16 protein-coding genes are annotated in these 13,509 nt (G+C 36.6%); 3 read left to right on the forward strand and 13 right to left on the reverse strand.

Annotated features, from left to right (window positions below):
* Positions 1-39 precede the first annotated feature (39 nt).
* The 8 genes from FC748_RS08930 to FC748_RS08965 all read right to left on the reverse strand — a co-directional run bounded on the left by FC748_RS08930 (position 40) and on the right by FC748_RS08965 (position 7,316).
* On the reverse strand, positions 40-852 hold the full coding sequence (locus FC748_RS08930; RefSeq protein WP_024363437.1) for an amino acid ABC transporter substrate-binding protein: 813 nt from the start codon (positions 850-852) through the stop codon (positions 40-42).
* Between the two features lie 243 nt (positions 853-1,095).
* Positions 1,096-2,319: a M20 metallopeptidase family protein gene (locus FC748_RS08935; RefSeq protein ID WP_108030503.1), complete on the reverse strand. Its 1,224-nt coding sequence runs from the start codon at positions 2,317-2,319 to the stop codon at positions 1,096-1,098.
* A gap of 38 nt (positions 2,320-2,357) precedes the next feature.
* Positions 2,358-3,770 carry a YfcC family protein gene (locus FC748_RS08940; RefSeq protein WP_108030502.1) on the reverse strand — a complete coding sequence of 471 codons (1,413 nt, stop codon included), beginning with the start codon at positions 3,768-3,770 and terminating at the stop codon, positions 2,358-2,360.
* A 36-nt stretch (positions 3,771-3,806) separates the two neighbouring features.
* Positions 3,807-4,922 (reverse strand): M20 metallopeptidase family protein, encoded by a 1,116-nt coding sequence (locus FC748_RS08945; RefSeq protein ID WP_108030501.1) that lies wholly within the window; start codon positions 4,920-4,922, stop codon positions 3,807-3,809.
* Between the two features lie 177 nt (positions 4,923-5,099).
* On the reverse strand, positions 5,100-5,747 hold the full coding sequence (locus FC748_RS08950) for a GntR family transcriptional regulator (protein ID WP_024363433.1): 648 nt from the start codon (positions 5,745-5,747) through the stop codon (positions 5,100-5,102).
* 155 nt (positions 5,748-5,902) lie between these two features.
* Positions 5,903-6,622 (reverse strand): metallophosphoesterase family protein, encoded by a 720-nt coding sequence (locus FC748_RS08955; RefSeq protein ID WP_108030500.1) that lies wholly within the window; start codon positions 6,620-6,622, stop codon positions 5,903-5,905.
* A gap of 23 nt (positions 6,623-6,645) precedes the next feature.
* On the reverse strand, positions 6,646-7,083 hold the full coding sequence (locus tag FC748_RS08960) for a WapI family immunity protein (protein WP_024363431.1): 438 nt from the start codon (positions 7,081-7,083) through the stop codon (positions 6,646-6,648).
* 29 nt (positions 7,084-7,112) lie between these two features.
* The gene (locus FC748_RS08965) at positions 7,113-7,316 is read right to left on the reverse strand and encodes a hypothetical protein (RefSeq protein WP_024363430.1); all 204 of its coding nucleotides are present in this window, start codon (positions 7,314-7,316) and stop codon (positions 7,113-7,115) included.
* Between the two features lie 348 nt (positions 7,317-7,664).
* Here FC748_RS08965 and hmpA point away from each other — a divergent pair, with 348 nt between their 5' ends.
* A complete protein-coding gene (gene hmpA, locus FC748_RS08970) occupies positions 7,665-8,873 on the forward strand; it encodes an NO-inducible flavohemoprotein (protein WP_108030499.1) in 1,209 nt (402 codons plus the stop codon).
* 193 nt (positions 8,874-9,066) lie between these two features.
* Positions 9,067-9,693, forward strand: coding sequence for a C40 family peptidase (locus FC748_RS08975; protein WP_024363428.1), 627 nt, complete (start codon positions 9,067-9,069; stop codon positions 9,691-9,693).
* A gap of 126 nt (positions 9,694-9,819) precedes the next feature.
* Here FC748_RS08975 and FC748_RS08980 read toward each other — a convergent pair whose 3' ends face one another.
* Both FC748_RS08980 and FC748_RS08985 read right to left on the reverse strand, forming a co-directional pair.
* Positions 9,820-11,010 carry an MFS transporter gene (locus FC748_RS08980; protein WP_108030498.1) on the reverse strand — a complete coding sequence of 397 codons (1,191 nt, stop codon included), beginning with the start codon at positions 11,008-11,010 and terminating at the stop codon, positions 9,820-9,822.
* Positions 11,011-11,015: 5 nt separating this feature from the next.
* Complete coding sequence (locus FC748_RS08985) at positions 11,016-11,414, reverse strand: MarR family winged helix-turn-helix transcriptional regulator (RefSeq protein WP_024363426.1); 399 nt, start codon at positions 11,412-11,414, stop codon at positions 11,016-11,018.
* 234 nt (positions 11,415-11,648) lie between these two features.
* Here FC748_RS08985 and FC748_RS08990 point away from each other — a divergent pair, with 234 nt between their 5' ends.
* Positions 11,649-12,203 (forward strand): DJ-1/PfpI family protein, encoded by a 555-nt coding sequence (locus tag FC748_RS08990; protein WP_025219190.1) that lies wholly within the window; start codon positions 11,649-11,651, stop codon positions 12,201-12,203.
* Positions 12,204-12,523: 320 nt separating this feature from the next.
* Here the strand turns inward: FC748_RS08990 and FC748_RS08995 are convergent, their stop codons facing one another.
* From FC748_RS08995 to FC748_RS09000, 3 genes are all read right to left on the reverse strand, one after another.
* The gene (locus tag FC748_RS08995; RefSeq protein WP_107894102.1) at positions 12,524-12,850 is read right to left on the reverse strand and encodes a DUF3889 domain-containing protein; all 327 of its coding nucleotides are present in this window, start codon (positions 12,848-12,850) and stop codon (positions 12,524-12,526) included.
* A 164-nt stretch (positions 12,851-13,014) separates the two neighbouring features.
* Complete coding sequence (locus FC748_RS22050) at positions 13,015-13,155, reverse strand: hypothetical protein (protein ID WP_162832722.1); 141 nt, start codon at positions 13,153-13,155, stop codon at positions 13,015-13,017.
* A gap of 16 nt (positions 13,156-13,171) precedes the next feature.
* Positions 13,172-13,396, reverse strand: a complete 225-nt coding sequence (locus FC748_RS09000; protein ID WP_024363423.1) for a hypothetical protein — start codon at positions 13,394-13,396, stop codon at positions 13,172-13,174.
* Positions 13,397-13,509: the final 113 nt, after the last annotated feature.

The raw sequence follows: 13,509 nt of genomic DNA on the forward strand, positions 1-13,509 counted from the left end.
CAATTAAAACGTGCCGCATAAGTACACGATTTATTACCATTATTTTAAAACCTTATTTTCACCAAACCATTTTGTTGAAATTTCTGCGGCTGTGCCATCTTCATTCATTTTATCTAAAGCGGCTTGCAGTTTTTCTAATAATGCTTCGTTACCTGGTTTGACACCAATTCCATATTGTTCTGGTGCTAATGATTCATCTAATAATTTGAATGTGTCAGGCTCTTGCGTCATGTAATATTCTGCTACAACAGCATCAATAATGACTGCATCTACACGCCCCGTTTTTAAATCTGTTAAAGCTAAAACATTGTCTGCAAATTCTGTTACGTTTTTCACTTCTTTGTGGATTGGATTTGAATTCAGTGCTTCAGCAGCAGATGATTGTGATTGAATACCGATTTCTTTTCCTGCTAAATCACTTAATTTTTTAATAGACGATTTATTTAATATCATTACAGCTTGTGAGTTTTCTAGGTACGGTTTTGAAAATAAAACCTTTTCTTTACGCTCATCTGTAATTGTGTAACCATTCCAAATTACATCGATACGACCGCTAATCAATTCTGCTTCTTTCGTTTTCCAATCGATTGGTTGGAATTGAGCTTCCATTCCCATATGTTCAGCAGCAGCACGTGCTAAGTCAATATCAAAACCAACGATTTCATTTTTATCATCACGGAATCCCATTGGTGCAAACTTGTCATCGATTCCTATAATAATAGTATCTTTGTCTGTTGCTTTCGTTGTTTCCTTCGAGCTATCCGTCGTACTCGATTTATCTCCAGAATTACCACAAGCTGCTAAAGCAAGAATAGCTGTAAGCATAAAAAGTAGTGTAAAAATACGCTTCATGATTTAATATCCCCTTACATTGTAATTTGTTTTATAGCAAAAACTACACTTTCTCTTGCTAAACTACTAATGTGTTAAAGAATATCAAACTGGCGCATTATTGTCAATATCCTGATTGAATTATTAGAATATTATTCAATAAAAATTTCTCTATTCTGAACGATTGAATATAACAGAAGCGTAACTTGTTCCACCAAAAAAACAATTCACCTACTCAACGTAACTGAACTGTTTTTCAAGATATTATTTATGCTGTTGTTTTAGCCATCCTATTGCTACATTTGCATGTAGAGCAGCACCATATTTAAAAATCTCTTCATTTTGGCGCATGCGCGGGTTATGCACTGGAGCCTCGCCTTCTTTGCCAGTTCCTAACACAACAAATGCAGAAGGTACTTCCTGTGAAATGTAAGAAAAGTCTTCCGAACCTCCGAGGTATCCGTTATCCACCACATTTTCAGCTCCTACTACATGTTGTAAAAATGGGGTAATGGCATCAATAAATTGTGGATTATTATAAGTTGTTGGTGTATGGAATTCGATTGTATGATACTCTCCACGCCATGCTTTTACCGTATGGTCAATCATCTCCGGAATGCGTTTACATAAGTGGTCACGTGTTTGTTGGTCATAGCTACGCATATTGCCTTGTAACACTGCTTTGTCAGGAATAATATTGGTCGCCGTACCGCCACTCATAGCACCTACCGAAAAGGTGACACTATGGTTTGGATCTGCTTCTCGTGTCATTAATAGGTTTAAACTAGTATATAACTGATTCATAATCATATTCGCATCAATTGTTTTATGTGGCTGCGAGCTATGGCCACCATTACCTTGAATTGTAACGATATACGTATCCATCGCTTGCGTTAATGTCCCTTTATGGACAGATAATGTGCCCGCTTGTTGATCGGGCATAATATGAATCCCAAAAGCAGCATCCACCTTTGGATTTTGTAGTAAACCATCATCAATCATTAGTTTAGAACCATAACCCCACTCTTCACCAGGTTGGAACAATAATTTAACCGTGCCCTGTAACTCTGCTTCCCGGTCCTTTAAAATTTGTGCAGCGCCTAAAAGCATTGCCACATGGGAGTCATGACCACAAGCATGCATCACACCTGGATTTTTTGAAGTAAATTCACAGTCTACTTGTTCTTCAATGGGTAGTGCATCCATATCAGCGCGCAAAAGTATACAAGGGCTTCCTTGCCCAATTGTCGCAACTACGCCTGTACAATAATCTTGCGAACCAAATCCTGCTACTGCATATTTTTCTTTTATCTCAGGGGGGACTACTCCACATTGCTTATGGGCTATCCCCATTTCATCAAGCCGTTGTTGAATATATTTTTGTGTGTTCGGTAGTTCAAAGCCAATTTCCGGATATTGATGTAAATAGCGCCGATCTTGAATAATTTGTTCTTCATATTTCTTAGCATGTTGTAAAATATTCATCATGTTGCAATCCCCTTTATTTTTTAGAATGAATTAATCTATTAGAATGGTCCTAGATCCATATATTGAGCAATTAATATTAAGACAAATGCCGCGAAGTGTAGTAAAAGGAATAGTTTCACTGAAAATTTCACCCAAGCGGAATAACTAACATTTGACATACCAAGCGCTGCCATTAGCCCTCCTGATGTCGGCCATAAATAGTTCGTGAAGCCATCACCAAATTGGTAGACGACAACCATTACTTGCTGATTAATGCCTAATATTTTCCCTAAAGGTCCCATAATCGGCATTAAAATAATAGCCTTTCCACTTCCTGAAACAACGAAGAAGTTAAAGAAAATCACCACGATGAAAAGGACTAATAAAGTAATAATAGTTCCTGTATTACTTAATAGATTCGATAATGAATGGACTGCTGTATCAATTATTTGCGCCTGCGTCATTAAAATCATCACCGAACGTGCAAACCCAATGGCTAGACCTGTAGGCAATAATCTCGCCGCTCCAATACCAAATGTTTCAGCAGCCTCGCTTGGTTTAAGTTTTAAAATTAGGACTAGTACGATCGCATAAATCGCATAGACAGCCGATAGTTCAGGCATGCCCCATCCTAGTTTAATCGCACCGAAAGCACTACCAACTAATACAAAAACTAAACCTACTAATGCCAACTTTCTAGACCGTGTAAATTCTTCTTCTTCATATTCTGCTGTTTTTGAATTCTCCAGCTCTTCCAAATACTCTGTAGCCACAATACTTTTACTCGGATCTTCCTTTGTTTTATTTGCATAGCGAAGAATGTAAATGATTGAAATAATGACAAAGACCATTAAGGCAACGATACGGAATGCTAAACCCGAATAAATTGGCAATCCAACAATTGATTGACTAACACCCGTCGTATAAAAGTTAACCACTCCTGATGTAAAACCAATGGCTAAGCCCACAGTTGGAATGGCAAAAGCCGTGATGCGGTCATACCCCAAGCCCATCACAACAGCCATCGCAAGTGGAATAAATGGAATGCCTCCTTCTCCGAAGCCAATTGTTCCCAATACGGAAAACAAGATGAGTAAAGTAATAATAATTAGTTTTTCTTTTCCTGCTGCAATGCTTAATAATTTATGGATACCGGCTGCAATCGCACCAGACTTTTCAAGAATAAATAGGGCGCCACTTGCAAACAGCAACATGACAATGATATCTGCTGATTGCACTACCCCGTTATGTAAAGCTGTGAAAAAATCCATAAACCCTATTGGTTTTGCTTGTTCCACATACGTAAATTTTTCTGTATTAAGTTCGGTAATACCCGTATCTGGATTGACAATTCGCTCATACTCCCCACTTGGAACAATCCAAGACAATATTACAACGAGCAACATGACGAGCATGAACATAATGTAAACATGTGGAAAGTTAATTCCCTTTTGTTTGTCCTTTGATGACATGTGAAATCCTCCAAATCCCTATTGTTATTAGCAAAATTAGTATTTAATTAATGCTTTAAAAAGCTCCACACCCGATTCAATTAATTCATCACGGAAATCATATTCATGTGTATGGACATGTGGGTAATCTTCACCATTCCCTATGAAACAATAGGCTCCTTTTGTTAACTTCGTAAAGTGTCCAAAATCTTCAGACCCTCGAAAAGCTTCGCTCAATTCAACGAATGCGATACCTTCCGATTTTGCAGCACAACGAATCTTATCTACACTTTCTTTGTGATTGACCGTTTCCGGGAATTCATCATTGTAGTGAAAACTTACCTGTAAGCCGTATTGTTGCGCTTGAACTTTGGCAAAATGTTCAAGGTTTTCTTGAAGCGTATTGAGTTCCTCTTCATATAGGGCACGTATCGTTAAACGTAGATCCCCTTTCGAAGCTGCGATACCAAAAGCATTTTCTCCAACATCAATATGTACAACTGTACAAAGGACAAGCCCATTATGGCGTTCTGGAGCTGTAAAATCAGGAATTGCTTGGACAATGTTCGCAATCGCAAATGCTGGATTAATGCCCTTTTCCGGCTGACTGGCATGGGTAGGTGAACCTTCCATATGGATGGTCATACCCTTAGAAGCACATAATGCTGTACCATCAATAATTCCGACGGTTTTATAAGCGAGCCCACTCATATTATGGTAGGCGAAAATTTCATCAATATTATGTGCTTTAATAAAATCGACACATTGAATGGCTCCATCGCCCGTTTCTTCCGCAGGCTGAAAGAGGAAAAAGATATTTTTATCAGCGCCCATTTGATCGACTTCCAGTGCCAAACCCGCTAAAGTCGCTGCATGACCGTCATGTCCACATTTATGTGCTTTACCTGGAAATTGAGAAGCCCAAGGAAGATCAATTACTTCATCCATCGGAAGTGCATCAAAATCTGCACGGAACGCGATATTTTGCGTAGCTGATTGGGCATAGTAAATGGCATAAAACCAGTTTCCTTTATCTACAATTTCTAGATTTGTATACGTTTTCAAAAAATTGATTAAATGTTGCTTTGTCCACACTTCCTCGTTCGAAAGTTCCGGATGTTGATGCAATTCGTGTCGCAATTGTTTTGCTAAATCGAAATTTAAACTTTTCACTGTGTAATTCCCTCCTAAAATAACCAGATTTTTTAATCCCTAACGCTTTCAATTTATACAAATTCGTATAATGTATATTGTATATTATATTTTATATTTTAATTTTTTCAACAAAAAAATAATTCTGTCTTTTTAAAGACAGAATTATTTATTGTGTATAAGCGAGCATTTTTCATCCTAAAGTGGGATAAGCTCTGCTTTATCAATATTCCAATGTACTTCTTTCATGTATCTCTCTAGTTCAGCTAGCTCACCTTTTTTAAATAATTCCATCATTTTTCGATGTTCATTATTAGTTTGAGACAATCTTTTCTTTGTCAGTTCTGCCTCACCAGAATGAGCGAAGTTTTTCAAAAACTTTTTTTGTAATTGTAAAAGAAGATTTACAAGACTTTTATTTGGGCAGACAGAAAGATAGACGCCATGAAAAGCTTCCTGCATTTTATGATACATCGAGAAATTACCAGTATTAATGGCTAAATCAATACTTTGAATATAAAACTCCATTTCATTCATATGTTTCTCGGTTAAAAAAGGGGCTGCTAATGAAGCAGCTAAACCATCTAATGCCCCAATAATAAAATACGTTTCTTTCGCTTCTTCTGTTGTTAGGTTTTTAATTACAAAGCCTTTTCTTGGCACATTTTCTAATAACCCTTCAGAAGACAATTGTATTAATGCCTCTCTAACGGGTGTCCTGCTAACATTTAAGCTTTCACTAATCGCACTTTCATTGACCTTTTTTCCAGCAATCAGATTCCCGTTGTTGATTTGATCTACGATATAATTATAAACATGGTCTTTTAACGATAAATAATTATTCATAAAGTAACCTCTATTTAATAATATTTTTACAATCCTTTTTATCTACTATACACTATACACTTTTTTCAAGTATCTTAGCCATAGTCATGAAATGGATTTTTATTTGTTAAATCGCTTTCCCTTTTACGTTACTTTACAAATATATTAAAAAACCATTATACATTGCGATATTTCGCTAACATAATTTCATCATAGTATTTATCGAATTGAGGTAAACCCAACGCTTGTGCAATCTGAAGCTCAGCCTCTCTATCGTACTTTACCCTAATAAGTTGAATAGCATTGTTTGCATAGGTTCCATCTAGTATTGCATAGGAAGCTGAAGTTAAATCCAGTGAATTGCCGACGCTCCCCACGTTACACAAAATACCATTTGTATATGTATGTAAAAAAGTTGTATGAATATCGCCGTAGAATACAATATCAGGAATTTTATTGTTATGGTTTGGATCGGTTATTGTACTATTGTCAAACATAGATAATCGCTTCTCAAGTGGATGACTATCCAAAATACGCTCAAATTCACTTCTTGGAGACGCATGGAAAAACCTTATCAATTGTCCATTTAATTCGAGATCAATGTGAAATGGTAACGATTTTAAATACTGATAATCTTTTATTGTTAATCTATTTTTGAACCACTGAATAAAATCATTGTCTGTAGGCGATTGAATAAATACGTCCCAATTGCCTCGCACAACTCGTTCGCAATTCTTTTGGATAAGTTCTATACATTCAGATCCACGCGGACCTTTGCCAATTAAATCACCTAAACAAAAAATTCTTTCAATTTTTCTTAAGCGAATATCTTTTAAAACTGCTTCCAATGCCGTTTTATTTCCATGGATATCCGAGATAATTGCAATTTTCGTCACAAAGCTTCCTCCTCTTACCCCACCTAATCAGGATTACCTATTACTGGAAAAACGAGCAAAATGTCTTCTACTTCCTTTACTAATCTTTGCAAATAGGATTGATCAGATTTAAATTCAAATTTTAACACCGCTCCGTTGCCTACTGGATAACATGTTTGACCTGACCACAATAGTTGTCCCATCTTGTTCATTTGACATTCAAGTTGTATATAATCTTCCATATTTAATAGCATTGCTTTACCACTTAAATCACTACTTATCATAGTTAATTCAGCAAGAAAATCCCTTAATTCGTCTGTTCTTAAATCTGCAGTAAATTGAACTAAGTAACCTGGGATTTCTATTTTTATCGTTGATGTAATCCAATTGGCATCCCAATAATCTGTGCTATTAGGGTAAATTCTTATTAGTACTTCAATTTCTATTCGTTCATTTTTTTCCCCTAGTATATAAAATTTCATTTAAATCACCTCCTCAATCAAAATAAACCTTAAAGTGTCCCTTTAAATTTCTCGGGCTTTTTGACATAGCTTTCGATAATAAAACCGCAGTCTGTACAAAGAATATATTCAACTTCTGAGCCAAAGCTCATCTTGTTCACTGGGTGCATTAATGCATAACCACTATGTTTTCCCTTCCCTAATTCTAGTCCACCACATTTTGGACATTCCGTTATTGTCGGATATTGATTCATGCGAAAACCTCCTTATTTGATCTATGTAAAAGTTCAATAGATGCCATATTATTCATAGTTAAAAAATGTATGCTTATCCTTACTATATTTACGACCGAATAATTATTTCGTTTCATTTCAAAGTAATCGTTCACATTTACCAATAGTTTTTCAACAAACAATCTCTAAAAATATTTCCTTTTATCATAATTATACTATATTCATCTTAGTGCCAAACAACGCGAAGAACTTTTAACCAAAAGAAGTATTATAGATACATGTTTGTGTCCATTTTGTTAAAGATGTATTTTATATATTGCTTTAAAGATTGTTTAAGCATATAGTAAAGCACGAAAGGACGTGTTCAACATGTTAGATCAACATACAATTAACGTGATTAAATCCACAGTACCGGTTTTGGAGGTACACGGTGTAGCCATTACAAAAACTTTCTATCACAATTTATTTAAAGATAATCCATCACTATTAAATATTTTCAACCATACTAATCAAACAAAAGGTCGCCAACAGGGCGCTTTAGCAAATACAGTGTATGCCGCTGCACAACATATCGATAACTTAGAACCGATCGTACCAGTTGTCGTACAAATTGCACATAAACATGTAAGTCTTGGCGTCTTACCTGAGCATTATCCAATTGTCGGTCAATACTTGCTTGCAGCTATTAAAGAAGTTTTAGGTGATGCAGCAACTGATGAAATCATCGAAGCTTGGGGCAAAGCGTATGGCGTGATTGCAGATATCTTTATTTCAGTGGAAGAAGATTTATATAAAGCGGCAGAACAAAATAATGGCTGGCGCGCATTTAAACAATTCAAAATTATGCGCACTATCAAAGAAAGCGATGATGTTACATCCTTTTACTTGCAACCAATAGACGGCTCAAAAGTACCTGCGTACAAACCGGGCCAATATGTTTCTATTCGTGTAACAATTCCAGGTGAAGATTATTTATTAAATCGTCAATATACATTATCCCAAGCAAGTAATGGGCAAGAATTCCGAATTTCTGTGAAACGAGAAAGTGCACACAGTCCAAAAGGGAAAGTTTCCAACTTCTTACATGATGCTGCACTTGGAACAATTATTGATGTTAGTGCACCAGCCGGTGTATTCACATATGAGCCAACAAGTGCTCCCGTACTATTCATTAGTGGTGGTATTGGTGTAACACCGTTAAATGCGATGTTACAAACGATTGAAAATAAAGAAAATGTTACGTTTCTCCAATGTGCACGGAATGAACAGGTCCTTGCTTTCCATGAAGATATTCAAAATAAAATGAATGCTTTAAATGGTCCTACTGGTTTAAGCAAGCTGTTCCGCGTATTCAAAAAAGACAGCAATGCCCATCATAAAGTGTTGTATTCTGATAATAAGGAGTACATTAATGCGAATGTGCTTCGACCTCTGTTAACACCAGATACGCAAGTATACATTTGTGGCCCAACTCCGTTTATGGAAGCAGCAGTAAATGCTTTACACGAATGCAATATCGCAGACAGTCAAATCCATTACGAATTTTTCGGTCCCGCACTACAATTAAATACAAAGTAACAATGGACTAGCCCTGTATGCGCAGGGCTAGTTTTTTCTATTGCTTAAGTCATAAGCTTAATTAGCGTTCCTTCATTATTATATGAATTGTATCCTTAATGTTATTTTGTTGACATAGAACTGTAATATTAGCATGTTAATATCATTATTGTACCAAGTAATACGTTTTAATGTTTTTAGGAGGATACATATCATGAAAAAGAATAAACGAAATAAGTGGGGGATGAAATTAGCAGTATTAGCGTTAGGCTCTTCTGTACTTTTTTCAACAATTGACACAGCATCTGCTGCAACATATACAGTGAAATCTGGGGATTCTCTATGGAAAATTGCCAGTCAAAACGGCATTTCTTATCAAACATTGATGAGATGGAATAACTTAACTTCTTCAAATATTCGTGTTGGACAAAAATTAACGCTGAATAGCACGCCTGCAAAAGTTCCAGCAACCCCGAGCGCACCGAAAAGCCTTGTTCAAGTTGCCAAACAGCAATTAGGTGTAAAGTATACATTTGGTGGTAGCAAACCGAGCACAGGATTTGATTGCTCAGGCTACATTACTTATGTTTATAATAATGCTGGTATTTCGACAAGCCGCAAATCAGCAGCAGGCTTTTATTATGCTGCAAAAAAAATAACATCACCACAAGTTGGGGATTTAGTATTTTTCGCCAATACTTATAAAGCAGGCATTTCACATGCAGGTATTTATATTGGCAATAACCAAATGATTAATGCTAGTGATGGCGGTGTTAGCATTGCCAACATTCACAGCTCCTACTGGAAGAAACATTTTGTAGGTTATGGACGCTTATCATGATTTATAAAACAGTTAGGCATGCCCTAACTGTTTATCTTTTTTTATAGCATTCAGGCTAATCACAAAATAAAATCGCCCTTTACAATCGTAATGGGCGATTTCTAGGTTTACGGCATCACAAATATGTTACGTGTGTGCTACTTTCTTGGCTTTTAATTTTGCTAAACGAAGCAAATAGATAATAAAAACAATCCCAAGTACAGCTGCTGCTGTAAAATAGACGGAAGTGTACCCTACTTGCACCGCGACCATACCTAAAATATAGGATCCAAGGGCAATACCAAGATCGAACATTGTAAAATATGTTGCGGTTGCATAGCCACTACGAGTATGGGCAGTTGATTGAACTGCTAGTGCTTGCAAGCTTGTCGTCACAGCACCGTAACCAAAGCCAATAAAAATGGCCGAAACTAAAAATAGTGCTGCTCCTGCAACATTAGCAAGGAGGATTAGTCCAATTGCGAAAGAAATAATACCGGGGATAATAACAAACTGCGGTCCTTTCGTATCATAAAGCTTGCCAGTATAAGGTCGTGTAATTAACATAGCGGCTGCAAATACAGCATAAAAAAGACTTGCCACAGCCATTAAATCTTTTTGCTGTGCGTATACTGACAAAAATGATAACACACTTGCATAAGAAAACGCGACCATACTTGCAATGGCAGCTACTGGCAATGCTTTCCGTTCAAATAAATCATCAAACTTAAATGTCAATTTCCCCGTATGTTCAGGCTTGGGTAAATCCTCTGTATCAACTGTTACAGCTAGTATACCCCCTACTAAAATACAGATACTCATAACGATAAACAAAACATTAAAACTACTATATTGAATTAGTAGTAAACCGATAAAAGGACCAATGACTACGGCTAAATTTGTGGACATTGTAAAATAGCCTAGCCCTGCTCCTTTACGGCTTGCCGGCACAATATCAGCCGCTAAAGAACCGGCTGCTGTCGTAATAATGCTAAAGAAAATCCCTTGCACAAAGCGCAAAGTTAATAAAAGGCCAAATGGATGAATAAATAAATATAAAATGGTACATAAAAAATAGCCTGCAATTGCGATAACTAATAGCTTTTTCTTACCGAACACGTCTAATAACTTACCAGAAAACGGGCGTACTATAATGGCAGATAACAAGAACCCCGATAGTAATAATCCCGCTTCTTTATCCGTTTGGTGCAGTTCACCAATCGCATATAAAGGTAAAGTTGTGACTAGACCATAAAAAACAAAAAATACCGCTATATTTGTTAAAAATAAACTAATGAACCGCTTCGTCCATATTTGTGTGTTTTCCTCTTGCTGCATATCAATCAACCTTTCATTTTTTGCAATAGATTTATAAATTGTGACTGTTCTTCTTCAGTCAGGGAACCAACCATTTCTGCTTCAAATGCTAATATCGTTTTTGTAATAATCGGTAAACGTTCTTCCGCCATGGCTGATAATGTCACAATTTTTTCGCGCTTATCTTCTCCTTCAACTCTTTCCACCCAGCCTAAATCTTCAAGCCGCGATATAGCTCTTGTTATACTTGGCGCCTCGACATTTAAATACTTCCAAATTTGTGTCAAAGTCATTGAACCGTGCTTATGTAAACAATATAAAATGGTCCATTGCGAACTATACAACTGATGTTGTTTTAAAACTTCGTTTAAACAATTCGTTAAATATCGACTTTTTTGAAATAATGCATGGAAAATTGGATTCATTGTATCTCCCCCTCATTTATTTACCTAGCTAAATAAATACTATACGCCTCATTTTTTATGTTGTAAAGGAAGATATTTATACTGGCGTTGCGCATGCATTTTATGGCGTTTTTCTTATGGTTTGTGGCGATTCTCACGAGTTTAGTGGCAATATGTCCTGTTTTACCCCTACTAGCAGGGAATTTATAGTAAATGTCGAATAAAGCTACTAGACTAAAAAAGGGAGATGGAAACATGGGGAAAAACATACTAATTATCGCAGGTGATGCAGTAGAAGCTTTAGAGATTTACTATCCATATTACCGCTGTTTAGAGGCGGGCTATCATGTCACTATTGCTGCTCCATCAGTAAAAAAGATGCAAACGGTTTGTCATGATTTTGTGGATGGTGTGGATACGTATATCGAGCGTCCAGCATATGGCATAGAAGCAAATGCAGCCTTCGCGGATATCGATCCAGCACAATTTGATGGTTTAATTATTCCTGGTGGGCGTGCCCCTGAATACATCCGATTAAACGAGCATGTTCCGGCGCTTGTAAGCCATTTCTTTGAAGCAAATAAACCAATCGCAGCTGTTTGCCATGCCGCACAAATTTTCGCGACAATACCGGAAGTCCTAAAAGGGCGCGAACTAACAGCTTATATCGCCTGCAAACCGGAAGTTCAAGTCGCAGGCGGTACGTATATTGACGCAAATCTGCACTCCGATGGTAACCTTGTCAGTGGTCATGCATGGCCAGATTTACCTGGATTAATGCGTGAGTTTATCAAAAAAATAGAAGCATAAGGAAGAAGAGGTTGGGACATAACTAAAAAAAATTAAGAAACAGACGAAATGTGTTCATAATTTTTTGCTATATGGGAACTTAGCTATTCTTGCTTTTGTAATTAAAAAAATTAGAAGTGTTCACTAGTTGTTGGTAGCGGAGGTGGTGACTCCGGCGGGAACAGTACACAATGTAAGACGCGGGCAGACCGCGCGTTAGCGAGGGTTGCGGCTTACGGTGCTGAGCGGAAAGCACCGCTGTAGCGGATAACAACGGCATAGCAAAAAAGTGTTAGATTGATTAGGTTCAATCTAACACTTTTTCTCATATGTCCCAGCCTCTATTTCGACGTTTCCTGAAGCTCGATATCAACTACTTGTTGTGTTTTGGTCGTATATTTTATTGTTACATAAACACCAAATTCTTTGTCACCCTCTTGTAACCACAGTTTAAATTTTTCAATCGTTGCACCTTCTTTTATTTCACTGCCTTCATGCAAATAATCAATAATTTTTGAATTAGGATAGGATGACTGTGTTTTTTCAATCGCAAGCTTGCCCCATTTTGCATAAGCAGGCGTTTGTTGTTGAGCATTGGCATCTGGCATTTGTTGTGGAAGCGCCAATACTGTCATCATAATCCCAAGTGCTGCAAGTATTTTTCGCATGTTGTAAGCCCCTTTCTTTTTTATAGAATGTGCAACATCCTAAAAATCATTATGCCTTAAGCAAAATAAAGAAAATCGAATCGTTTAGATGTATGTATTTGTTTAGCCTTGCTGAAACTAAAAAATGCTCCAAATAGTAACTTGGAGCATTCCACTTAAATTACTTAACGACTTTTTTTGCTTGGTTGCTGGGGATTATTATGAATAACTTGATTAAATTCGGCTGAATATTCTTCCCGATCATTTCTTTTATGTGTATCTTCTTTCTTTTTCTTTTTGAAACTTGTTTTACTTTTCTTTGCCATTGCTAACTCCCCCATTTTAGTTCTTTTTATTGGATTGTTGGTTTTTATCATGGTTCGTTTTATTGTTTTTGTTTTTCGCTTTAGCATCAAATTCTGCACTGAATTCTTCGTTTAAATTATCATTTGGGTTGTTATTGTTACTATTACTATCATCAAGGTCTTTACTTTTATACGTTCCAAAAGGATTATGTGTTCTTTTATTCATTGTTTTATTGTTATTTTTATTATTTCTATTTCCCACAGATTTTCACCTCCTCCTTGTAATGTGCGCACGCGTGAAGGTTTTATGCTATGGTGAAAACTTCAATGGAAAAATTCCAACTACTGTAAGACTTACCATACTGACAAATTGGA

It is taken from the genome of Lysinibacillus sphaericus, assembly GCF_005217585.1.
Classification (GTDB): domain Bacteria; phylum Bacillota; class Bacilli; order Bacillales_A; family Planococcaceae; genus Lysinibacillus; species Lysinibacillus sphaericus.

Coding starts and splice junctions, on each gene's coding strand:
- FC748_RS08930 (WP_024363437.1), bottom strand. CDS start 852: ATGAAGCGTATTTTTACACTACTTTTTATGCTTACAGCTATTCTTGCT.
- FC748_RS08935 (WP_108030503.1), bottom strand. CDS start 2,319: ATGATGAATATTTTACAACATGCTAAGAAATATGAAGAACAAATTATT.
- FC748_RS08940 (WP_108030502.1), bottom strand. CDS start 3,770: ATGTCATCAAAGGACAAACAAAAGGGAATTAACTTTCCACATGTTTAC.
- FC748_RS08950 (WP_024363433.1), bottom strand. CDS start 5,747: ATGAATAATTATTTATCGTTAAAAGACCATGTTTATAATTATATCGTA.
- FC748_RS08960 (WP_024363431.1), bottom strand. CDS start 7,083: ATGAAATTTTATATACTAGGGGAAAAAAATGAACGAATAGAAATTGAA.
- FC748_RS08965 (WP_024363430.1), bottom strand. CDS start 7,316: ATGAATCAATATCCGACAATAACGGAATGTCCAAAATGTGGTGGACTA.
- hmpA (WP_108030499.1), top strand. CDS start 7,665: ATGTTAGATCAACATACAATTAACGTGATTAAATCCACAGTACCGGTT.
- FC748_RS08975 (WP_024363428.1), top strand. CDS start 9,067: ATGAAAAAGAATAAACGAAATAAGTGGGGGATGAAATTAGCAGTATTA.
- FC748_RS08980 (WP_108030498.1), bottom strand. CDS start 11,010: ATGCAGCAAGAGGAAAACACACAAATATGGACGAAGCGGTTCATTAGT.
- FC748_RS08985 (WP_024363426.1), bottom strand. CDS start 11,414: ATGAATCCAATTTTCCATGCATTATTTCAAAAAAGTCGATATTTAACG.
- FC748_RS08990 (WP_025219190.1), top strand. CDS start 11,649: ATGGGGAAAAACATACTAATTATCGCAGGTGATGCAGTAGAAGCTTTA.
- FC748_RS08995 (WP_107894102.1), bottom strand. CDS start 12,850: ATGCGAAAAATACTTGCAGCACTTGGGATTATGATGACAGTATTGGCG.
- FC748_RS22050 (WP_162832722.1), bottom strand. CDS start 13,155: ATGGCAAAGAAAAGTAAAACAAGTTTCAAAAAGAAAAAGAAAGAAGAT.